At 56.8% G+C, this 21,689-nt stretch carries 18 protein-coding genes; 5 read left to right on the top strand and 13 right to left on the bottom strand.

Going from position 1 to position 21,689, the window contains the following annotated elements:
• Positions 1 to 441 precede the first annotated feature (441 nt).
• Positions 442 to 1,551: an integrase family protein gene (locus VOI27_RS19685; protein ID WP_323767725.1), complete on the top strand. Its 1,110-nt coding sequence runs from the start codon at positions 442 to 444 to the stop codon at positions 1,549 to 1,551.
• Positions 1,552 to 1,591: 40 nt separating this feature from the next.
• Positions 1,592 to 1,816 carry an AlpA family phage regulatory protein gene (locus tag VOI27_RS19680; protein WP_323767723.1) on the top strand — a complete coding sequence of 75 codons (225 nt, stop codon included), beginning with the start codon at positions 1,592 to 1,594 and terminating at the stop codon, positions 1,814 to 1,816.
• A 189-nt stretch (positions 1,817 to 2,005) separates the two neighbouring features.
• On the opposite strand, the gene VOI27_RS19675 is transcribed toward VOI27_RS19680, so the two are convergent.
• Together VOI27_RS19675 and VOI27_RS19670 are read right to left on the bottom strand one after the other, a co-directional pair.
• Positions 2,006 to 2,269, bottom strand: coding sequence for a hypothetical protein (locus VOI27_RS19675; protein ID WP_323767721.1), 264 nt, complete (start codon positions 2,267 to 2,269; stop codon positions 2,006 to 2,008).
• 1,309 nt (positions 2,270 to 3,578) lie between these two features.
• Positions 3,579 to 4,994 (bottom strand): MFS transporter, encoded by a 1,416-nt coding sequence (locus VOI27_RS19670; RefSeq protein WP_323767719.1) that lies wholly within the window; start codon positions 4,992 to 4,994, stop codon positions 3,579 to 3,581.
• 68 nt (positions 4,995 to 5,062) lie between these two features.
• Between VOI27_RS19670 and VOI27_RS19665 the strand changes: the two genes are divergently transcribed.
• A complete protein-coding gene (locus VOI27_RS19665) occupies positions 5,063 to 5,473 on the top strand; it encodes a helix-turn-helix domain-containing protein (RefSeq protein WP_323767717.1) in 411 nt (136 codons plus the stop codon).
• 39 nt (positions 5,474 to 5,512) lie between these two features.
• On the top strand, positions 5,513 to 6,490 hold the full coding sequence (locus tag VOI27_RS19660) for a hypothetical protein (protein WP_323767715.1): 978 nt from the start codon (positions 5,513 to 5,515) through the stop codon (positions 6,488 to 6,490).
• Between the two features lie 1,435 nt (positions 6,491 to 7,925).
• Here VOI27_RS19660 and VOI27_RS19655 read toward each other — a convergent pair.
• The 6 genes from VOI27_RS19655 to VOI27_RS19630 form a co-directional block, all read right to left on the bottom strand.
• Complete coding sequence (locus tag VOI27_RS19655) at positions 7,926 to 8,249, bottom strand: hypothetical protein (protein ID WP_323767713.1); 324 nt, start codon at positions 8,247 to 8,249, stop codon at positions 7,926 to 7,928.
• 195 nt (positions 8,250 to 8,444) lie between these two features.
• Complete coding sequence (locus tag VOI27_RS19650) at positions 8,445 to 9,659, bottom strand: IS256 family transposase (protein ID WP_323767711.1); 1,215 nt, start codon at positions 9,657 to 9,659, stop codon at positions 8,445 to 8,447.
• A 589-nt stretch (positions 9,660 to 10,248) separates the two neighbouring features.
• Positions 10,249 to 11,139, bottom strand: coding sequence for a calcium-binding protein (locus tag VOI27_RS19645; RefSeq protein ID WP_323767709.1), 891 nt, complete (start codon positions 11,137 to 11,139; stop codon positions 10,249 to 10,251).
• A gap of 503 nt (positions 11,140 to 11,642) precedes the next feature.
• The gene (locus VOI27_RS19640; RefSeq protein WP_323767707.1) at positions 11,643 to 12,086 is read right to left on the bottom strand and encodes a cupin domain-containing protein; all 444 of its coding nucleotides are present in this window, start codon (positions 12,084 to 12,086) and stop codon (positions 11,643 to 11,645) included.
• A gap of 155 nt (positions 12,087 to 12,241) precedes the next feature.
• Positions 12,242 to 13,732: a winged helix-turn-helix domain-containing tetratricopeptide repeat protein gene (locus VOI27_RS19635; RefSeq protein ID WP_323767705.1), complete on the bottom strand. Its 1,491-nt coding sequence runs from the start codon at positions 13,730 to 13,732 to the stop codon at positions 12,242 to 12,244.
• 526 nt (positions 13,733 to 14,258) lie between these two features.
• Positions 14,259 to 15,251 (bottom strand): YHYH protein, encoded by a 993-nt coding sequence (locus tag VOI27_RS19630; RefSeq protein WP_323767702.1) that lies wholly within the window; start codon positions 15,249 to 15,251, stop codon positions 14,259 to 14,261.
• 283 nt (positions 15,252 to 15,534) lie between these two features.
• Between VOI27_RS19630 and VOI27_RS19625 the strand changes: the two genes are divergently transcribed.
• Positions 15,535 to 16,167 carry a tyrosine-type recombinase/integrase gene (locus VOI27_RS19625; protein ID WP_323767700.1) on the top strand — a complete coding sequence of 211 codons (633 nt, stop codon included), beginning with the start codon at positions 15,535 to 15,537 and terminating at the stop codon, positions 16,165 to 16,167.
• 232 nt (positions 16,168 to 16,399) lie between these two features.
• On the opposite strand, the gene VOI27_RS19620 is transcribed toward VOI27_RS19625, so the two are convergent.
• The 5 genes from VOI27_RS19620 to VOI27_RS19600 all read right to left on the bottom strand — a co-directional run.
• Entirely contained in the window at positions 16,400 to 17,047 is a 648-nt protein-coding gene (locus VOI27_RS19620) for an ABC-type transport auxiliary lipoprotein family protein (protein ID WP_323767698.1), read from the bottom strand.
• Positions 17,044 to 18,783: an MCE family protein gene (locus VOI27_RS19615; protein ID WP_323767696.1), complete on the bottom strand. Its 1,740-nt coding sequence runs from the start codon at positions 18,781 to 18,783 to the stop codon at positions 17,044 to 17,046. The genes VOI27_RS19620 and VOI27_RS19615 overlap by 4 nt, the downstream gene beginning before the upstream one ends.
• A 1-nt stretch (position 18,784) precedes the next feature.
• A complete protein-coding gene (locus VOI27_RS19610; RefSeq protein WP_323767694.1) occupies positions 18,785 to 19,582 on the bottom strand; it encodes an ABC transporter ATP-binding protein in 798 nt (265 codons plus the stop codon).
• Complete coding sequence (locus VOI27_RS19605) at positions 19,579 to 20,703, bottom strand: MlaE family lipid ABC transporter permease subunit (protein ID WP_323767771.1); 1,125 nt, start codon at positions 20,701 to 20,703, stop codon at positions 19,579 to 19,581. The genes VOI27_RS19610 and VOI27_RS19605 overlap by 4 nt, the downstream gene beginning before the upstream one ends.
• A 651-nt stretch (positions 20,704 to 21,354) precedes the next feature.
• A partial coding sequence (locus tag VOI27_RS19600; RefSeq protein ID WP_323767692.1) for a VIT1/CCC1 transporter family protein occupies positions 21,355 to 21,689 on the bottom strand: 335 nt, incomplete at its 5' end.

Here is a 21,689-nt window from a genome sequence, read left to right as displayed (position 1 = left end):
CGGCAGCTTTGGCTAAGTTGCGTGACATCGGGGTGATTTCGAGCGCCACGGTCACCGGAGCACAGCACGCCCCCGGGCGGGATCAGGCGCCCGGCCTGCGGTGTGCCGGCCTCGGGACAAACATCCTCGCGCAAGGTGCATCACGTTGATGCAGCACTTGCGGAGCGTCGCACATGCAAAGGCGTGCAGCGATCCGGGCCGGACCTGCCGCTGCCGACACCGGGACGTCAACGAATGAGACTGCTGGTTTGAATGGTACCGCCTGCCCGGTTCGAACGGGCGACCTCTTGATCCACAAACAGCCCAGACAAATGAACATAGATCTACACTATTTAGCTTTTTTCCTTTATTATCATGATACAAGGAGAAATCCTCCGAACATGGCTGAACATAGAAACACCCTCTTACGCACGTGATTCAAGTGACTAAAAAGAGACTAAAATGAAGATCCGGTTGACCGATCTAGCCGTCAGGAAGCTGTCTCTGCGGGAGCAGGGACAAGTCACCTACTGGGATGTGTCGACGCCAGGGTTCGGGCTCCGTTGCTCTGCCAGGAGCAAATCCTACGTGGTAATGTATGGCCCGCGTCGTCAATTAAAAACCCTTGGCAGGTTTCCCGACCTAGCTCTTGCAGACGCCCGAAAGGTCGCACGCCAATTCCTTGCCACCTTTGCCGAAACCCCCTACCCCGAGCAAAGGTACACATATGCTCCGGTCCGCGAAGCCTTCCTCGAAGATTGCAAGACACGGCTTAGACCGTCGACTTGCGCTGGATACAAGCTCTACCTCAAACGCATCCAGTTCTCTGGATATCTGGATGACATAAGCCCGTCCCAAGCGATCAAGGCGATCAAGCGCCTCTCCAACAGCCCGTCCAGCCAGAACCATGGGTTTACCGCCCTGAAGGTCTTCTTTGGGTGGGCCTGCAATCGTCAGTACATGGAGCGCAACCCGCTTGCCGACCTCAGGCGCCCCCACAAGGTAAACGCCCGGGAACGCGTTCTAAGCGAGGAAGAAGTGGCATCCCTGCTCGATCATACCCTGGGCGCGCGGGACCGATACCACGATATCGTCACTCTCTTGCTGCTTACTGGACAACGGCGCGGAGAAATCGCCAACTTGCAATGGGGCGACATCGAACCCGATCTGATCACCCTGCCCAGCGAACGCACGAAAAATCACAAGCGGCACGCGTTTCCAATCGGGCCCCGCACCGCAGCTCTCCTTGAAAGCATCATTGGCGGCGAGCACCATGTCTTCGGCGAAACCTACTTCGACGTCCCCTACTCCGGTTGGTCAAAGGGACACCGTCGGCTTCTGAAAAAGACCGGATTGAAGCATTTTACACTGCATGATCTCCGACGCACATTCTCAACTATTCATGCCATTCTGGGCACACCTATCCACGTCACGGAGCGGCTGTTAAACCACTCCTCAGGCACGCTGAGCGGCGTAGCCGCTATCTACAACCGCTACGACTATAAGGAAGAAATGCGGGCCGCTCAGTTAAAATATGAAGATTATATCGCATCTCTGACGTCCGATTGGTAGCATCTTCCAACCTAGGAATCGTCGTAACCTGGGCATCGCGATGCTCTTCAGCAACGGAGACATCGTGATGAGGATACTTTCAAAACGCCAAGTTAAGGAGTTGGTCCTTTACTCACCGCAACACATCGCACGCCTGGAGACGGCAGGCAAATTCCCGATGCGGGTCAAGCTGGGCCCGAACCGGGTGGGCTGGGTTGAGGAGGAGGTATTGGAATGGCTTGAAGTCCGGCTTGCGCGCCGCGAAACGCCTGAACGACGCTCCTGATCCAGGAGCAGGACGACCAGGCGTGCACAGCCTGGTCGTCCGTCGCGGTTCGTGTTAGGCCACCTTTCGACAATAGACGACTGCTCGTCCCGATGGAGCAGCCAGCCCGTTATCGTGAGTCAGTCGAAAAAATCAGGGGCGTCCGCAAACCGTGTTGGCGCTCTTCGGTATTTCGCGGAAAGGCCTATATCACTCCGCTTTTCTGCGCGGCGGATACCCATGCGGCAACACGTTTTTCGGCGTATTCTCGATGCTCTCGACGACCTGAATCCGGCCCAGATCGAGGACGCCCAGACCAAGATCAGGGATCTCCGACAAAAGACGGAGGCGATCTCGGAGAACGAAGCACGGACAAACCGAGATCACAAGTGCCCCTTCTGCGGCGACGACCGCCGCCAGAAGTGGGGCCGCACACGGACCAAAATCCAGCGCTACCGCCGCATCGGCTGCCATTAAACTGTTCGGGCCGAACCGGCAAAGCCATCGGCCGCGCATCAATCGCCCAGACCCGTTCATCGTGGCGCTGCGGGATATGCTGAGCACCTCTGCTCCGCAGTCGGTGCGCAAGCTCGCGAGACGGTCGGACTCAACAAATACACTGTCTGGCGCTGGCTGATGCTGGTGTTTACGATCATGGGGAGCAGCGGCTCAACGGCGAGCTTCTCCGGGATCATCTAGCGGACGAGACCTACCAGCGGGAGTCGCGCAACGGAACTCGTGAATGGGTCCGGAACTTCGCCGAACCGCAGAACGTCCCGCGACCGCAGCGCCCTCGTTGGGAAGACTTCACGACACAAGAATTGGCACTTCGTGGTCGGCAGCAAGTCCGGCAAGCGCTTGGCCTCAGGCCGCCATCACATCCAGAACGTGAACTCGCTCCACGCCTGCTACGAGAGGTTCATCATGCCTTTGTTTGGGCCGGCCAGCAAGAAGCTGAACGGCTACATCCGTTGGCTCGGGGTGCAACTGACGGGGATTGGAACCGCGGAGCTTGTCCGCGCATCGTAGATCTGGGGCGTTGCAGAGGTCCGCTTCGAGCCTAAACTGTCTCCTCTGCTCGCCGATGGGTTCGCAGTTGCCGCATAGGTATGCCCATCGCGACCGGCCCAGAACCGACTTTTGACGTGACGATGAGCGAAGCACCGCAGCATCACCAAAGCCGGCACTCATCGTGGCCGCAGGGTTTTGACGGCTCCAAGGTCGGCAGCGCGGGACGTTCCTGCCATTCGCTACGGTCGCTTAGATTCCGCTGCGGCTGCGAAAACTTTCGTGAAAAGGGCGGTGACCTGCCGTTCGCTGCGTCGACCACGAATGGCAGCAACGCGCAGAGAGCGTCCTTTGCAAAGTACTGAGATCTGCTATCCGGGCGACGGTCACATGCTGCACGAGCAATGGAAGGAGTAGACCTTCGCCGCAGGTGCAGCCATCAACCATCATCGAAAGGAGGGGACGCGGACTAAGATGCCGGTCAACCGTTGAGATTCGATGTTCGCTTTCGCACATTGGTCGCCAATGGGGCCGACCCTCTCATGGGCTTCGTTCTCCACGTGCGCAGCAATTTTGGGGTTCAACCGTGGTCGTGATAGAGCGTAGGTCATCATTTGCGCTCCGATCTGGCCTGTGCGGAACAGGTGGGGTTCACTCCAATACCAACCGAACCTTTCCAATGCCCAATGCCCAATGCCCCATGCGCAATGCCCTATGGCCGCAGTTGTGGAGGAAACGGGTCCATGCCTCAGGGCGCGCGAATTATGTTTGAGCTTCACACCGGGTTCGGCGCACCTTGTTGGCGCCTGGGATTGCTCCAGATCGCAACTCCAAGGGCGATCATGGCCAGGGCGGCGGCGAAGAAGAATGTCATCGTAAAGGCATACGAGACGTCCGCTATCGTCGCCTTTGCCGCGTCACCTGTGCCCATTGCGGCGACGAACAGGGTGGACATCGCGGAAGCACCTGTCATCAATCCAAGGTTGCGAGACAGGCCGAGCAGACCGGAAAGGCGCCCGCACTGCTCCTTCGAAGCCCCGGACATGACTGCGGTGTTGTTGGCCGCCAAGAACATCTGAAAGGCCGGAGTCAGTGTGATCAGCGCGGCGATATACCCGCCGACGCCGAAATAGCGCGGCAGAAGGGCAAGGCAGAGCAGGCCGAGCATGGTCTGAAGCAGCCCGGCAAGCATCACGCGCCGCGCGCCGAACCGATCCGTCAACCGCCCCGCGGGCACCCCGGAGAGCGCGGCGACAACCGGCCCAATGGCCAGCACCAGGCCGACAATTGCCTCGTCCAGTCCAAGGGAGAACGTCAGGAAGAACGGGCCGACGACCAGCGTCGCCATCATGATGGTGCCGACCAGGATGTTCATGGCAAACCCTGCTGCCGTCATCCTGTCCATGAGGACGGTCATCGGCACCAGTGGCGTGCTCACGCGGGTCTCGACGGCCACGAAGATTGCAGCCGCGAACAGCGCGCCTGCCAAAAGCACCGCCGGTGAAACCGGAACGCCTGAGGCGCCACCGCTCGTGCCGAGTGAATAGGCCGCAAGCGCAACGATCAGCACAACGGTTCCCGGGAGATCCAACGACTTGAACCGTGCCCGAGACCGCTGACTCTCATGCTGGATGAAGAGGACAACGAGAACCAGTGCCAGCGCGGCAAACCCGGCGAGGAGCCAAAAGGTCATCCGCCAGTCGCTCCAGGCCAGCACGAAACCGCCAAGCGAGGGCCCGAGCGCGGTCCCGGCGGCGGAGGTGGTTCCTAGCAGGCCCATGGCGGTGCCGAGCTGCCCAGGAGGCACCATGTTCCGGGCGATCGACATCGGGAGCGCGATCAGGATCGCCCCGCCAACTCCCTGAAGCGCGCGCCCTAGGATCAACACGCCGAGACTCGGTGCCGTAGCGCTGAGGAGCGACGCAGCCATGAAGACGACCAAGCCGGAAATCATGACCCGGCGATGGCCGAACAGATCGCCAAGCCGCCCGGCCGAGACAATGGCGACCGTCACCGCCATGAGATAGGCCAGCACGACCCACTGGGCGTCCGACACGGTCACATCGAAACTGCGTGTCAGGGTGGGCAGCAGCACCGAGGCGACGCTGAGCCCCAGCGAAGCGGTCAGGGAGGCGGCGGCCAGCGCCGTCAGGATGGGAAGTGGCGCGCGCGCCTCGTTCGGTTTTTTCATGATAAGTTCACTAGCGTTGACGATCAGTGGAAGCTAACTTGCCACTTCAAGCCAACTTGAGGTCAACCGTGAAACTTCTCGATATCGGGATTCTGTCGGAACAGAGTGGCGTCTCCTCCTCGACGCTGCGCTACTACGAGGAGATCGGACTGATCCAATCGGTCGGGCGGCACGGGTTGCGGCGGCAGTTCGATGCGCAAGCGGTCACCCAGCTCGCGCTGATCTCGCTGGGCAAGATGGCCGGGTTCTCACTGGAAGACATCAAGGGCATGTTCGCCAAGGACGGTACGCCCCAGTTGCCGCGTGCCGAGTTGCACCTGCGCGCCAATGCGCTCGACGAGCAGATCCGGGGTCTCACGCGGCTGCGCGACGCCCTGCGTCACGTCGCGGATTGCCCAGCCGAAAGCCACATGGACTGTCCGAAGTTCAGACGCCTGATGGAATTCGCCGCCCGCACGCCAACCAAACGCCGGACATAAGCCCTTACGACAGAAGATCTCGCTGAACAGGAAAGACCCATGCTAAAATCCATTTCGACCCTTCTGGTGGCATGTCTTTGTGCCGCACCCGGTATCGCGGAGCCCCGTATCGGGGTTCACACCATCACGACGCATGGCGAGGACGACCTGCGTCACCTGTCGCTTTCGATTTGGTATCCTGCGCAGGAAGGCGGATCGCTGGAGGATGTCGGTGGCAACGCGGTCTTCGTCGGACAACCTGCCTATCGCGATGCCGCGATGGCACCGGGACCGTATCCCCTTGTCTTGCTCTCGCACGGCGGATTGCGATCAGCGGCGGATTCCGGGGCTTGGCTGAGTGGCCGGCTGGCAGAAGAGGGCTTCTTTGTGGTCGAAGTGAACGGCCCGCGCCCGGAGAGCGCAGCAGATGCCGTGGACGAGATCTGGCGGCGGCCGCAGGATGTGTCGCACGTGCTTGATCGGATTCTTCAGGACCCGGTCTGGTCGACTGCCGTGGATCAAAGCCGGATTGCCGTGGCAGGATATGCGCTTGGCGGCACTGCCGCCCTGGCCCTGGCGGGCGGTGCGTTCGACACCAACGTTTTCGCGAGCTCATGTGAGGCCAACGAAAGCGGCCCTGATTGCGGATGGTACAAAGCACACGGTGTATCGTTGGGCTCCGTTGATGCCGAGGCATTGGAACGCACACATCGCGATCCCCGGATCGGCACCGCCATTGCCATCGACCCGGAATATGCGGATGTCTTCCTTGCCCCGAGCCTGAGGGCGCAAGAGGCCGATATTCGGGTGATCTGGCTGGGCGCCCCGGATCGCGGCCGGTTCTCTACCGCCGGCCTGCCGCAGGCGGTGATCGAGACCGCGAAACGCTATGACGCCTTCCCCATCTGCACGCCAAAGGGCAAATATATTCTGGCAGAGGACGGCGGCGTTGTCTCCCTGTGTGACACAGAACCCGCCGAGCGTGCGCGCATCCACGACGAAATCGCGGATCGTCTCGGCGTGGTTCGCGGACAATAGGTATGTCGGCATGGCCCACCCCGGTCCACCAAATGCCGGGACTGGACACCTCGTTTCACTGGCTGTGTCTGCTACCGGACATTGGAACTGGCCGCGGCAATGGTCAAATTGGGCTCGAAGCCGACATGCGGCACCGCGGCAGCGTGGTTGCAGCGAATCCGCACCAGTTGCGAGCGGCCAGATGACTTCACCCAGCCCTAAGCTGCCATTCGATCCGGCCACGGTATCCTGATTCCGGCGGCAAACTGCTGAACTGGCCTTTCCGACATGTGCAAGGTGAGCAGGCTCCCCGCTGCCTTGAGGTTCGCTGTCGATGCTGCACTTCATACAAAACGATCGCGTTGGAGGCGAGGGCCGGCTTGGTTAGTGGCTGAGATCGATCGACGCCGCAGTGAAAGTTGGATAGATAAGCAGGTTATGTGCGTGTTGAGTGGATAGAGTTAAGTTGAACCGACGCGCATACAGCGGTAGTTGCGATGGCTAAGTGCACATTTTCGTCGAGCTTCGTAGTGGCCTTTGAGAGCAGGTGTAGTCCTTGGAATTTGAATTATCAAAACTCTATAAAAGGCTAAACTATTGCCGATCATGTGTTGCGTCCATCAACCAGCGACTACAGTCTCTCTCGAGAATAGAGGTTGAAGCTGTTTTTTCGGAGGATCGTAAGACGAGTTATCACGTCATAAAAAACACCAATCAAGCGGAATGGACACGTATTTCTTTTGATCTATCGTCTGCGGTCCACCACTTAAGATCGATCCTAGACAACTTAGCCTATGAAATTGTGACATCCGAGAACGCCTTTCTCACCGAGAGAGAGAAGCGCGGGATCTACTTTCCAATCCTTGAAACGGAGAAGGGTTGGCATTCAAGCGCTGGAGCGCGCTTGATACGAAAAAGTTGCCAGAAAAAATACGTGCGACTATTTCTTGATCTTCAGCCCTTTAGCAAGAATCTGTCTTGGACTGATGCGACTGGGCATCCTCTGCACTGTTTGTCCGCAATCAGCAATCAAGACAAGCACCACCAACTTTCGATCTCATTAAAAATGACATCGGAAATATCAACCGATTGTACGGCACAGTATCATTCGAGAAAAACGGTGTGTCAGCCGAAGTCAACCTTTCTCAAGGGTAAGATTTTAATAGAAGTCACACAAAATGTTATTGAGTCTGACTTTCCGATAAAGCACTTTAGCGACCCCGATTCGGTCCTTGTGGTGGCGATAATAGAGCCATTGAGATTGCCAGTTTCTAGTTTCCTTACTGAACTGGTGTGCAATGTAGAAGCAATAGTGGAGAATTTCGAAAAACTTGGCAAGTTAGGTGATTGAAGTAGTCGGTGTATGTGACCCTCCCTGTTATGTTCCCGAAAGACGCTCGCTGCGATGGGAGATTTGCGTAGCCGGGAAACACCCTCGCGTCCTGTTTGACATAATTCAGGAGCCGCAAGCTGGCTTGATCAAAAGTACAAGGTCTACTTCTTGTCTGCGGCCACGTATTTCGTGAGCGAATAGCTCCAACCCTTCGGTTTGCAGTAAACGCTTCATCTTCTCGACAATTTTGAACTCCCTTTCGACGATGACGTCGGCTTTATCTTCGAGATTGGCAAATCGCTCCAGAATAATCCAACGCAAGCCCTGTTCACGCACGACCGAAGTTGGGAAATTAAAAGCAACCAAGCCGTATCGAACTTGGTGAGCTTGAGTTTTTACTAATACGGAGCAACAATAGCCCCAGTGCGCTTGATCAATGTCTTCCATCACTAAACAACGTAAGGTCAAGTTGTTAACGAATAGTTAACGATGCGGTCGCGGTTCGCCTCGCTCTGACGAACGCAAAAAAGTCCAATTGGCTATTAGCGAGGTTATCAATTAGAAAAATCCCGAGCAGACGCTGCTCGAGAGGAAGTGTCCTAAACTTTGTGTATCTGGCCCGGTCCATGCGGTTTCAGATACTCAAGCGTCGAAGCGCTCGCCGAACATTATGGCGAACTGATTGCAGGCCGCAAACCATTCCCGAACATTTCGACCGTCCTTCTCGAAGTTGCGGATCGCGAGGTAGATCAGCTTGGTTGCGGCCTCATCCGTCGGGAATGATCCACGCGTCTTGATGGTTTTGCGGATCACGCGGTTCAGACTTTCTATGGCGTTCGTCGTGTAGATGATCTTGCGGATCGCTGGATCGAAGCCAAAGAACGGGATCACCTCCTGCCATGCCCGACGCCAGGCCGGCGCGATGGACGCGCATTTCCCGGCCCATTTCTCCTCGAAGGCATCGAGCTCGGCCTCGGCCAAATCGGCGGTCGGGGCGCTGTAAATTCGGCGCAGGTCGGCCGCCACGACCTTGCGGTCCTTCCAGGAGCAGAAGTTCAGGGAATGGCGCACCAGATGCACGATGCAGGTCTGGACCATAGCCTCCGGGAAGGCGGCGGTGATGGCCTCGGGGAAGCCCTTCAGCCCGTCCACGACGGCAATCAGGATGTCCTGCGTGCCCCGGTTCTTCAGCTCGTTCATCACCGAGAGCCAGAACTTGGCGCCCTCATTTTCGGCGATCCACAGGCCCAGGACCTCTCGCTGGCCATCGCGGGCAACGCCCAAGGCCACGTAGACCGCCTTGTTCTTGACCGTCCGGCTGTCGGCATCGCGGATCTTCACTCGTAGCGCATCGAAGATCACGATCGGATACATCCGCTCCAGCGCCCGGCTCTGCCATTCCCGAACCTCATCCAAGACGGCGTCGGTGACGCGGCTGATTAGGTCGGGCGAGACCTTCAGGCCGTAGAGGTCGAGCAGGTGGGATCGGATATCTCGCACCGTCAGCCCGGCTGCATAGAGCCCGATGATCTTGTCGTCCATCCCGTCGATCCGGGTCTGGCCCTTCTTCACCAGTTCCGGTTCGAAGCTGCTGTCGCGGTCGCGGGGCACCGCCACCGGCATCTCGCCGTCCTGCCCCTTCAGCACCTTGGTCGAGGCGCCATTCCGGCGGTTGCTCTGACCGGCGGGCGGTTCCTTGCCTTCGTCGTAGCCGAGATGCGCTGTCAGCTCCGCGCCCAGCATCCGCTCCATCAGCTTGATCTTCAGCTCCTTCATCAGCCCGGCATCGCCGAGCAGGTCCTCGGGGCGCTCGACGCCCTTCAGCAGTTCATCCAGTAGTTCCTTGGAGATCGTCATGCATGCTTCCTTTCGGTGAAGCATGGACCGGATCACTCATACACAGAAGATCTGACACTCTCGCTCGAGATCCAAAATGAGACAGGTTCGCCCGTGTCTGAGTTTATAAAGCTGAGAGAACTTTATAGCAAAAAGACCTTGCCACCTGCATTTCCGCGGCGCTGAGCACGATATCGGCGGCTACATGCACGTTGCCGCGGTTGTTCTTGCAACCTACCGCGAGGTCCCGCGAGGGCGATAGAGCTCGACACACTTTGGCTCCTGCAGGGTATAGACTGGGATCGACCCTAGTCGAAAACATAGTCGTCAATACAATCGGGTTATACTTTCCCTTCCAGGTTCCGCGCTCGAACTTGCAGAAGAGATCCCAAGGTTGCGATACTTGAAACCGTTGTCTTTTCGGGTCTGGCCTATCGCCTGGCGGTACCCCTGGAGGAGGAACGGGACGCTCAAAATTAGGCCTTGTGTAGGTAGGTTTGACCGGCGGATCGTCGAGTGCCCAGGCGGTTTCGGCGGCTAAGATGCACGCTACCGCACCCAATATGGCCATTTTCTTCTTCATGGTCTGCTCCTCATGGCGGAACCGGGACTAAACGAACCGGTCGCTTTCAAGAACGAACAGTTGACTATCAGTCACCGGCACAGTTGGTGAGTGGATGATAGTGACGACTTCACCGTTGGCAAGCACTCTGGTGTCACCGGTGTCGGGATCGGTTTCATGTGTGATGACAAAGTTCCCGGCTTCCCCAGCAGGGACAGTGAAATACAGGTAGTCATCTTCGTCGAAATCTTCAATCACAGGAGGATTGTCAGGGTCAATCCAGACGCCAGAGAAGAAGAGATCCGTGGAACCGCCGCCCGACGCTGTATCGCCGCTTCCCAAGACGATCTGGTCAGTCCCATCGCCCCCCATGATGGTGTCCGGATCGACAATGTCCTCATCTCTGAACGAGCCGTCTCCGACGCTGTCATGATACCCTTCGATTAGATCATCATCGTCGCCACCAGACAACAAGTCGGAGCCGGAGCCGCCCCTCAGAAAATCAATGCCCTCTTCCCCATAGAGGCTATCGTCACCTTCATCACCAAAGAGGGAATCATCACCTGCACCGCCTTGCATTTCATCATTGCCTTCACCCCCCACAAGCGCGTCGTTTTGGGAGCCGCCGGACAGGGTGTCGTTTCCGTCATCTCCGAACAGCTCGTCGTCACCGGCGTCGCCATGAACAACATCGTCTCCATCCTCGCCAGCAAGCAAATCGTCACCGGTTCCGCCGGCCAATGAGTCATCCCCGCTGGCGCCGAATAGTTCGTCATTTCCGGCACCGCCGTTTAGTTCGTCATCCCCTTCCGAACCATCGATGACATCCGCCCCCCCGAAGCCATTTAGCACGTCGTCGCCTTCTTCACCCACAAGTGTGTCATCGTCGTCGCTACCATCTAAGAAATCATCATCGCCACTTCCAAAGATGATATCCAAGATTGAGTCCTGACCTGTCTCATCGTCTTGGGAGCCGTCTTCGGTTTCATCTTCGTTCTCGTCTGACGGTTCGCTAACGTCGTCGTCCGACGAGCCAGAATCTAGGCCAAACATGAAACTAGCGGCCCCAACACTCACGAGAAGAAGCAGTATTAATTCCATGACCAAAACCCTACCTTTTAGAATCAAGCTGAGAGTATATCGATGCTGACTTGCGATCGAACCAAGGTGCTACCGTAGATACCTAAAACCGCAAAGAAAATTCGAATATGGTTTCTGTTCTGGAAACAATGAAGCCGCCAGGAGCATAATTGGCGCTGCGTTGGTGGACTGCGCGACTGTGCTATGCACTTTTGATATTAAACCAAGTAGTTCAGGTCTCGGTCATGTTGGCTGGATTCAGAGAGCTGAACTCTTATGAGGCAATTGGCTGTCGAACGGCGGAGCTGGTCTGCATTTTCCAAAACCGCCGCCCTTACCATTTAAGGAAACCAAAGGTTCAGTTATTTAACGAACATTGTGTCGATAGGCCCTTCGAACTGAAGGTATAGGATCGTTTCTTCATCCGTCGGAAAGCTGTCTTGGTGCTCATGCCCGGCTTCTTGGAACCAATAATCGCCGGGCATCTGCAGCGCTGCTGCGGCTTCGGTCTCGTCATTGCCCCAATGTTTTGACGCACCACTCACCACAACCGCATGATACGCATAAGTGTGTGTGTGCATGCCTCCAGGAAAATTGGATGGAAATTTCATCATTACAGCTGAAGGTCCCTCCTGAGGGTTACCCCAAAGTACAGCGATTTGAATTGGCAGATCACCGATGGGGAAAAATTCGAGCTCGGCAAGCGATTTTGCCGAATAGCCGCTATGGCCGTCGGCCAATGCTGGCGAGACAGCTAATGTCGCTACAAATGCCGTCATAAATCCCAGTGTTCTCAATTTGGTCATTGCTTCACTCCATAATTCTTCGATCGCCGAGCAACAATTTGATGCTACAATCCGTTGCGTCATGACACTAATAGTAGTGGAATCAAATTTGGAGGGCAGGAAATCAGTATGAAATTTGTCCGAAATTTCACACCTAAAGCAATCAGCAAGCACGATCAGGACGTTGCCGGATACCCAGCGAGGGCCAACCGCTCTTCCAGCACTTCGACGTCGCGCGAGTTGGTGAACGGCAGGTCGCGAAAATGCGTGAAAGGCAAGTCGGTGCTAACAATCATGCGCTTGAAGTCTTGGGTTGTTGTTATCTTTGGGCTCGACGCGGCGGCTGTCGCGTAGACAAATTTACACCAATGGTCATTGGGCGCACGATCATGACTTTCGCGCGATGTCTGCACTGCTGCGCTCTCGTACCCTGCCAAAATCTGGCCCAAGGCCAGCAACGTAAGGTAGTGCGGGTAACGCGGGTTGGTCGCAGGACTGAGGTCGATGAACTTCTTCACTCGTTGTATGCCCCGTTCATGTTCCCCGGAAAGAATTTCGCTGGTCGCTAAGAACTGATGTGCCAAATGGAACGCTGGGCTAATTTCGAGGGCACGATTGAAATCGGCTCGTGCCCCGTCATGATCGGCGTTAAGCCACATCCGTACACACCCCCGCGTGAGCATCACGAAGTCAATATGCGAGGCGATGCCGACCGCACGATTGGCGAGCTCAATTACGTATTCCGGAGGATCCGGAACTTTCTTTGGGCCTTCCTGTAATACAGATATGACAGATGTCGAAGCGCGCATTGCCAATGCAATAGCATTTTCAGGCTCGCGTTCGATAGCCACCGTCATCGCATCTCGGGCCACATCCCTGTTATGCATCTGGATCCGTGACATGTGATAGGCCGCCTTGGCCAACAGTTCTTGAGTGTTTAGCTCGTCATTCTTTCGGTCAATATGTTTCTCACCTGCAAAGTTAAACATGTGGACGCGTAGAACATTATCGACTCGTTCAGCGATCTGGCGAGGGAGGTCCTCTGCCTCCGACATCAGAGAGTTCCAAGTCTCAGCGAAAGCAACGTCACCCGACTTGCCTCGGATCAATTGCACAAACACGCGGAGGTGTTCACCTGACTGGCTCACTCGTCCATCAATGGCGTAGTCAACATCCTTGCGTTGCTCTTCATCGGAGGTAACTATAAGGCCTGATCGAGGGGACAGCCCAATGATGAGCTCTTCGGTGATGACTTCGGCGATTTCTGCAAGTTCAGGTGAATGGGCCGTAGCGCGCAACATGGAGATATAGAGCTTTGGCAGTTCCCCCGGTTCGACAGGTATTTCGCTCACGCCGTGAAGGCTGTAGCCACGTCCAATGGCAGTGCGTAAATACTGACGGCCGCTGTCTTCTAATGCGAATCGGATGTCCTTGATACACTGCACGAGACTGTCGTCGGAAACAAACTTTCCTGGCCATGCGGCATGGATAAGTTCGTCCTTTCCTATCGTTACTTCATTATGCGCTGCCAATTTACCAAGTACGCGCAAAGATTTGTCTCGCAACGCAATCGGAAGACCCTCTTGGTCGATCAGCTGACACGCAGTTAGATCATAGATGACATGACCAAAGCGAAGGCAAGGTTCGCGATCATTGGTGTCATTCATCAGTCGACACTCCCTTTCGGAATGTACCGATCATGACCGCCACCAACATTCACGGCAATGTTTTGTTTAACCCGTGAGCGGGCCAATAATGGGAAGTTCGACCAGAGGTGCTGCCCAGCAAACATCAAAGGACTAACTCGCTGCTCAAACGCTGGATGGATCAAGAAATTTCTAATCAGTTAGGTTCGGGAGCCTGAGGCCTCTTTGCAAGGCAATCACAGAAGCCGACATTCGCTACCTCACAGAAAATCAGTAAGATGGGCTCCAAGCGGACCTGCGGCGGTGCAGCGAACGGAGCTCCGGTTCATCCAGGCTGTCGTCGTTCACGGCCCTAAGAGGCCGTTTACTCAGGTTGTCGATCGCCGCGGTGCGGCCCGTCACATCGGCCATTCGCTGCGGATGCAAAATCGAGCCGACAGCGAACTGGTAGTATGCGGACGAAGTTGTCTAGTCAGAGACCGCCACTTGCAGCCATTTACATAGTAGTACTAGCATTCACGCGCTCGTTGTTCTTCCGATATCCTTTTCACGGACGCGGGGGACGGGCTGTCGCGTCGCAGGTCTCGCCTTCCTCCCCTTGCGAGCAACCAGCCTGCGCTGTCAGACATCCAAGGTTCTGGTTCGAGCCCGGCTTACCTGCGTGATAGTGGTAGCCAAGATCACTCGTGCTGTGTCCGTAGCAGGCATCTAGATCGTCAGGCGCGCTGCCATCAGTATTCAGATGCGTTGCGATGAAGTGCCCGTCCAGGGCCAGCCCGACAACAGAAGCATGGCCTTCAACCTGCGCCGAGTCTTCTTCATGACTATGGGCAAGACAATCGGTGACCGCGTGATAGTGGTATCCAACTGGCAGGTTGACGTGACCACCACAGTCATCGAATGTTGCGATAGTGTACGCGCCGAGGATGGCCTCTAACGGGGCTGGGCCGTCAATGCGGATGCCGTTAAAGGCAACACCGACACTTGTGCGACGAACATCCGCCGGTGCCTCGGAAGCGACGGGTTCGACGGGGATTGAATAGGTCACTGTCAGATCTCCATCGATATATTCGATCAGGCATTGCACACAGCTGTTCTGATATTCTTCAGCAACATCTGGACGAGCGGCTGCCGCGCAAGCCTCGGCGGTCGCCGTATAGCGAACATCGCCGGTTTCGGGGTCGACAACTTGCCAGTTATCGTCCTCGTAGAGCATTGCCAACTGGCTAAAAAAGGCACCGTCTGCGTCGACAACTTCACCATCGTAGAACCAGATGCCCGAACTCTCGGGACCGTCTTTGACGTTCGTGGGACACCACGGGCCTGCCTCGTAGGTCGTAGGAGCCGGAACAACCGTGATCTGAATGCAGGTCGTCTGCGCGCCACCGGAGAGGGTACATTCCACCTCAACAGGGTTTGAAACCAGTTGGGCCTCCGAGAACAAGTCTTTGACGATTTCAACTGTGAGTGGTTCGGCATTCGCGCAAAAAGGAATGCCAAACAGAAAAAGCGCTGCGGCAGAGTGACGAAGGTACTGCAATATTTTTCTCCTAGATCGTTTCTTAGCGACTTGGCAGGCTCAAGCTTTTTTAAGCTTATCCAGTAATACGTGGTTGTAAACGAGTTCCGTCGCCCGGCTCGACGATCCGGCGCTTTTTCGACGAGTTCGATATTCTATTGAAGCAGCTATTCGATCAGTTTGCAGCATCTGTGGTTTTGGGCTCCGACCGGACCTTCTCCGCAGTCACACCACGGCGTGCTACCATGAGGCACCAACGTCGGGTTTGTGCTGTGGCGGATCGTGGCGGATGGGAGTATCCATCATGACCATCGCCAACCTTCGCGCTATCCGCGCATGTCGCCCCGCCTGGAACAAGGGCCGCGTCGTTGGCCAAAAGCGTCCCCTTATGCCGAAACACGTCTGGGCCATACGGGTGCGCCTGGAAATCGCGAAGAACCACCGCGATCTGGCCCTCTTTAATCTGGCCATCGACAGCAAGCTGCGCGGCCGCGACCTCGTCAAGCTGAAGGTCGCCGACATCTATGCCTCCGGGCAGGTCAAGGAACGCGCGTCAATCATCCAGAGCAAGACCCAGCGGCCGGTGCGCTTCGAGATCACCGAAGGCACGCGCAAGACGATCCCACGATGGATGGAGGAACCGCTGATGATCGGCTCCGAGTACCTACGGCCGGGGCGGTTTCACGAGCGGTTGCACATCTCGACGCGCCAGTATGCCCGGCTGGTTCGAGAGTGGGTGAAATCCATCGGTCTTGATCCGACGCCATACGGGACACATTCGATGCGCCGGACAAAAGTCGCGTACATCTACCGCAAGACTGGCAACTTGCGAGCGGTTCAGCTTCTGCTGGGTCACACGAAGATGGACAGCACCGTTCGGTATCTCGGCGTCGATCTTGAAGATGCCTTGGCGATTGCTGAAGCAGTCGAAATCTGAACAGTCTGGGCCGTTCCGAAGGGACGGCCCAGAGCCGCCGTCCACCCACCACGTCGATGCCGCACCGCAGCTTCATCAGACCGGCCATTAGTCTATGGTGCAGCATTTTCGGAGGCTGAGGGTCGGCAGAGCGGACTTTCCTGCCGTTCGACGTGCTTCATGCAATAACCGCTCTGCTCGTCTTAGCGGACGTTAATCTTTAACGTTGCACACCCTGCCGCATTCAAAATCTCTATCGACCTGCCAAAGCGCTCGGCAGCCAATCCGCAAACTCAGAGAACAGTTGAACGGATGCAACGTCGAATGCTTGGATCACGATCAGTGTTTCCGTCGAAGCTGCGACCGCGTTTGCCGCGAAGGTCCGGTTCGCGATAATTCGGGCATCTGCCTCTCTAACAACTTTGACGATGAGGCTAAGGCGCACAGTGGCGCTGTCGGTGTCCTCAGCCAACTCCGCTTGGAAATCGACCACCTCAGTGAGGACCGCGTAATCCCCGCTGACACCAAGCGGCTCGCGTCCGACGTAACGAACCGCACCCGTTGCCTCAAGTGTGCGTAGCATCAGCGTTTGCACCATGACGGGTGTCGGCTCGCTCCAGCGCACATCTGGCAGGTACTGTGCTTGCAGTGTATTCGGTCGAATCATGATACGATCAGTTGCCAAAGCCCCGCTGGTTCTTGGCAGTTCGACAATCACATCGCGCGCCAAAACCTGCTGCGATGTTGCCTTAATTCCGGGCGGCGCGCGCAGTTCGAAAACATCCAGTGGCGTCGCGGCCTCGTCAAAGGCGGAAATCACGGCACACCCGCTAAGGATGCCCCCCAGAACAAGCCCGCCGAACGCGCGAAGACTGTGCTTAAGCAAGTGCAAATGGATCATCTTCTGAACTCCGGTCTTTCGCGGTCTAGAAAGAAGCGGGTCGGGTCACGCTGAATCTGGGTCGTAAGGCGATCCAGATTGGCTATCAGTGTCCGGCTTTCCTGTGCAAGTCGCGTGTAAAGGGGAAGCGCCGTTTTCGTGAACTCTTGAACGGCGGGCGCCGCGGCGCCGGTGACACGCCGCAACTCTGCAAACGTATCTGATGCAGACTGGCTCGCCGCGCGCAGGTTTTGCGAAATTCCCGGAAGGTCGCCCGACACCTGGCCGACGGCGGCATTCAAATTGTCGAGCGTGCTCTCCAATTTGGTGATAATACCAGCCAAGTCTTCGTTTAGGACACGGCCCGCACCAGAAAATGCACTCTCCGCCGCAGTGAGCGCGCGGTCGCCTGTTTCAAGGGCTGCATTGATCGCACTCAGCGTATCGTTGGCATTCGAAAAGGCCAGGCTGGCCTCTTCCAGTGTGCCACGCGCGGTTTCGATAAGTTGACCGGCGGATTTGCCATGAGTGGTCAGATCTTCACCGACTTCGGCGGTGACCTTGCGAAAGGTGGTTGCGGCGGATTTCATATCAGCAATGATGATTGGCAGATCTTCCGTTGCGACGGAGGCAACCGAGGCGATCGCGCGCTCCGCGTCGGCCACCATCGCGCGCACGTCCGACAGCAGCGGCGCGGCTTCGTCTTGCAGTAGCTTGTCGATATTCGTGACCGTACTCCCAACGACGGCGGTGGTTTCATTTAACCGCGCGATCAAAGCATCAGCGGCTTGCAGCGTCGATTCCGCCTCGCTCAACCGGGCGGTCGCGGTCTCACCTGTCGTGCCCAGCGTGGCCATCAAGGCGCTTACATCCTCACCAAGACTGGACGCTTGGAGTCTCAATTCGGCGGCGGTCTGTCTCAATTCCTCCGCCGTGAGGCTGAGTTCTCCCTCCACAAACCGCTCGGTCCTTTCGATGGCCGCCTGCGCACTGGTCAGGGTTTCCGTGCTGATGCTCAGAACCCCTTTGCCCTGCTCTGACAACTCGCCAATCGAGACAATTGCGACGTCTGCGCTTTCAAGAACGCTCGTAATATCGCCCGTAAGTGTATCTAGTGTCGCGTTGAAGCGATTGATTTGTTGGGCAAAATCGCCAACTGTCGCCGTTACGGAAGAGAAGTCTTGCAGTGTCTGCGCGAAGTTTGCTGATGCGGTTTCGACATTGGACAGAATGTTTTCGAGGCGTTGGCGATTTTCGGCCCCCAAAAGCTCGCTGACATCTTCGACCGTTTCAAGCGATAGTTGCAACAGCCTTGGGGCATCCTCCGACAGAGTCTGCAACGTGGACCGGCCCGCTGTGATCTCGGGGAACGGCTGCGCTTCCGTGGGTTCCAGAAGTGGCGACGAGGCCGACCCGGGCTTGATGCCTACGAAGGAGACGCCGGTGACGCCTTGCGCTTCGATCGTGGCGATGCTGTCTGTCCGCACCGGAGTTTCTGCGTCCACCTCGACACGAACAAGGATGGTCCCGTCCCGTTCGGGGGACAGGCGCACATCCACGACCTGACCGATGGGCAAACCACTAAAGCGCACGTCGGAGGCATTGCCCAACCCGGCAACCGAAGAGAAGCGGATGTCGTAATAGTCGAATTGTCGATCAAGCTCGACCTGCGCGAACCACAAGAAGAACGTGAGGATACCGCCCAAACCCCCAAGGGTGAATGCGCCAATCAGAAAGAAATTCGCCTTCGTCTCCAACTCAGTTGCCTTTCTGACTGGTGCTGATCCGACCTTCGGAGGCTGCGGCACGGGCGCGGGGGCCGTGGAAGTACTCATGCACCCAAGGATGATCGACATTCAGCATATCTGCCATGTTGCCAGTCACCAGAACTTTTCTTTCGGCCAGAACGGCAACGCGGTCGCAAACGGTATATAGCGTGTCAAGATCGTGGGTAACGAGGAAGACGGTAAGGCCCAACGACCGGCTGAGCCCAAAAATAAGCTGGTCGAAAGCCGCCGCGCCAATCGGGTCCAGACCTGCTGTTGGCTCATCGAGGAATACGATATCGGGATCAAGCGCCAGTGCCCGCGCAAGACCCGCACGTTTCCGCATCCCGCCCGAGAGTTCGGAAGGGTACTTGTCTCCGGCCAGATATGGCAGGCCAACCATAGATATCTTCAGATCGGCGAGTTTGCTGCGGATGCTAGGGTCTAGCCGTTCGATGCCGCGCATTGGAACCTCGACATTTTCTCGTACGGTTAGCGAGGAAAACAGCGCGCCATCCTGAAACATCACTCCCCATCGGCTTTCGAGGGCCTGCCGGGTGTCTTCATCGGCGCTCATCACATCGGTTCGAAGAACGACGACACTGCCCGCTGCCGGTCTCTGTAAGCCCGCGATCGTCCGCAACAGAACCGATTTGCCGCTGCCCGATCCGCCGACCACGCCTAGTATTTCACCTCGATAGACATCCAGATCGAGGTTTTCATGCACCACTTGAGAGCCGAACTGGTTGCGAATACCACGCAGTTCGATGACAATTTCGCGCGTATTCATAAACCGATCCGCGCAAAGAAAATCGAAAAGATCGCATCGGCGACGATCACGGCGAAAATTGCAGTGACGACTGCATTGGAAGTCATCCTTCCGAGCGATTCGGCATTGCTTTTGACCTGCATCCCTGCATGACAGCCGACGACGCCGATTATCAGCGCGAAGACCGGCGCCTTGACCAACCCGACAAAGACATGAGTCACGGAGGTTCCCTCGATCAGCCGCGTGCGAAACATCGCCGGAGAAATACCCAGATCGATCCACGCCATCAGCGCGCCGCCAAACAGCCCGGCAAGATTGGCGATCAGGCCCAGGATCGGCAGCATGAACAGAAGCGCCAGAATCCGCGGCACAAAGAGCACCATCGCGGGATCGAGACCAAGGGTACGCATTGCATCGATCTCCTCGCGCATCCTCATCGAGCCAATGGCCGCTGTGAATGCGGATGCCGTGCGACCGGCAACAATGATTGAGGTCAGGAGAATGCCCAATTCACGCAGGATGGAGATGGCGATCAAATCAACCACAAAAACCTCTGCTCCGAACTGGCGAAGTTGGGTCGAGCCTTGAAAGGCCAAAACGATGCCGATCAGGAACGCCATGAGTGCGACGATGGGAACGGCTTTCAAGCCGACTTCCTCGCAGTGATGCACCAGCGATGTGAACCGAAACTCGCTTGGATGCCTTGCCGCACGAACCAGCTTGTGAAGAAAGATGCCCAGATATGCGGTCAAATCGCGAAGAAACAAAACACCTGACAACACACGCTTGCCCAATGTTTCCATAAATGCCGTGACTGACAAGCGCCTTGTTGGCTGGCCCTCGGCAACCGGTAGCGCGCGTTCCACGCTGCTAAGCAGGTTTCCGGTTTCCTCGTGCGCTCCCAGAAACTGCACAGATTGGTTCGATGCTTCGATACGTCTCTTGAGCATCACCAGCGCCCATGCACCTGCGGTGTCCAGTCCCTCGAGCTCTGAAAGATCAATGTCTACCGTTTCTTCAGACGGCAGGCAGGCAAGGGCACTCTGCGCCTCGGTTACCGTGTAGATTGTCAGGAAACCAGACAATTTGACAAGCTGCGGTGCGCTGTCGGGCTCCTTGTTCAGTGCGAAGAACTGGTCGATGCTTACACCGGTTGACTGTTGCAAGCAGTTTGCACTTAACTGCTTGCTGTTGCTCTCAAACTCATCATTATTTTCTATCAATATTTGCCCCACCAAGGAAGGGGTGCTTTCACGAAAGCCTTCAGCGTTTCTAAGTCCGTTTTGGTCAAAAGCGTTTCGATTGCATTGCTCGACAGCCCCTTTACTCGGCTTAAGTTCGGATAGTGAAGCGAATGACTACTTTCCGTTGCTGCCGTTCGTTCATCTTACATCATCCGAGACTTTGGGCTCCAAGCGGACCTGCGGCGGTGCAGCGAACGGAGCTCCGGTTCATCCAGGCTGTCGTCGTTCACGGCCCAGACCAGACCTTGCCAAAGTAGCCCAGCGCCGCAGCGCAGCTTCACCGCACCGGTTGTTCGCTGCGGGTGCAAGGTGAATCCGAAGGCGAATTCACACAGGACAAACTGGCTTGATGTAGGCGCAGCAAATGTGATAGCTTGGAGCCCCACCCAACCCTGCACCTGCAGCATGGCGATTGCTGCGTCGCGGCAAACGTCGCCATACCGGTCGTAGAATTGCTCACAAGACCCCCGGATTTGATCCGGTCTTTCGCCGCGCCGTCGACGAACTGGGAGGTGCGGACGAAGCGGTCATAGGCGCATGAGACGCCCTCTACGCATGGAACAACGCTCCGACTAAATACGCAATTGCGGCGGCCACCCCCCCAATCACCAGGGTTTCGCCAGCAGATCGCCACCAGGGGCTGAGAGACCAGACGCTTTTCAGCGCGCCGATCGCGAAAAAGGTCACCATGGTCAGCGCGGCCGAGACAGAAAATGCGTTGCCCAGTCCAAGAATGAACGGGAATAAAGGCACGATTCCGGCCGCCAGAAAGGCCAGAAAGGTGGTTGCGGCGGATTTCACAGGATGTGGATCGACACCGCTTAGCCCGTATTCCCCCTCCATCATCAAGGCGATCCAGCTTTCGCGATCTTTCGTGATCGCGT

This window comes from Marinovum sp., from assembly GCF_034669705.1.
Classification (GTDB): domain Bacteria; phylum Pseudomonadota; class Alphaproteobacteria; order Rhodobacterales; family Rhodobacteraceae; genus Marinovum.
This window is presented reverse-complemented; position numbering and strand designations above follow the sequence as displayed.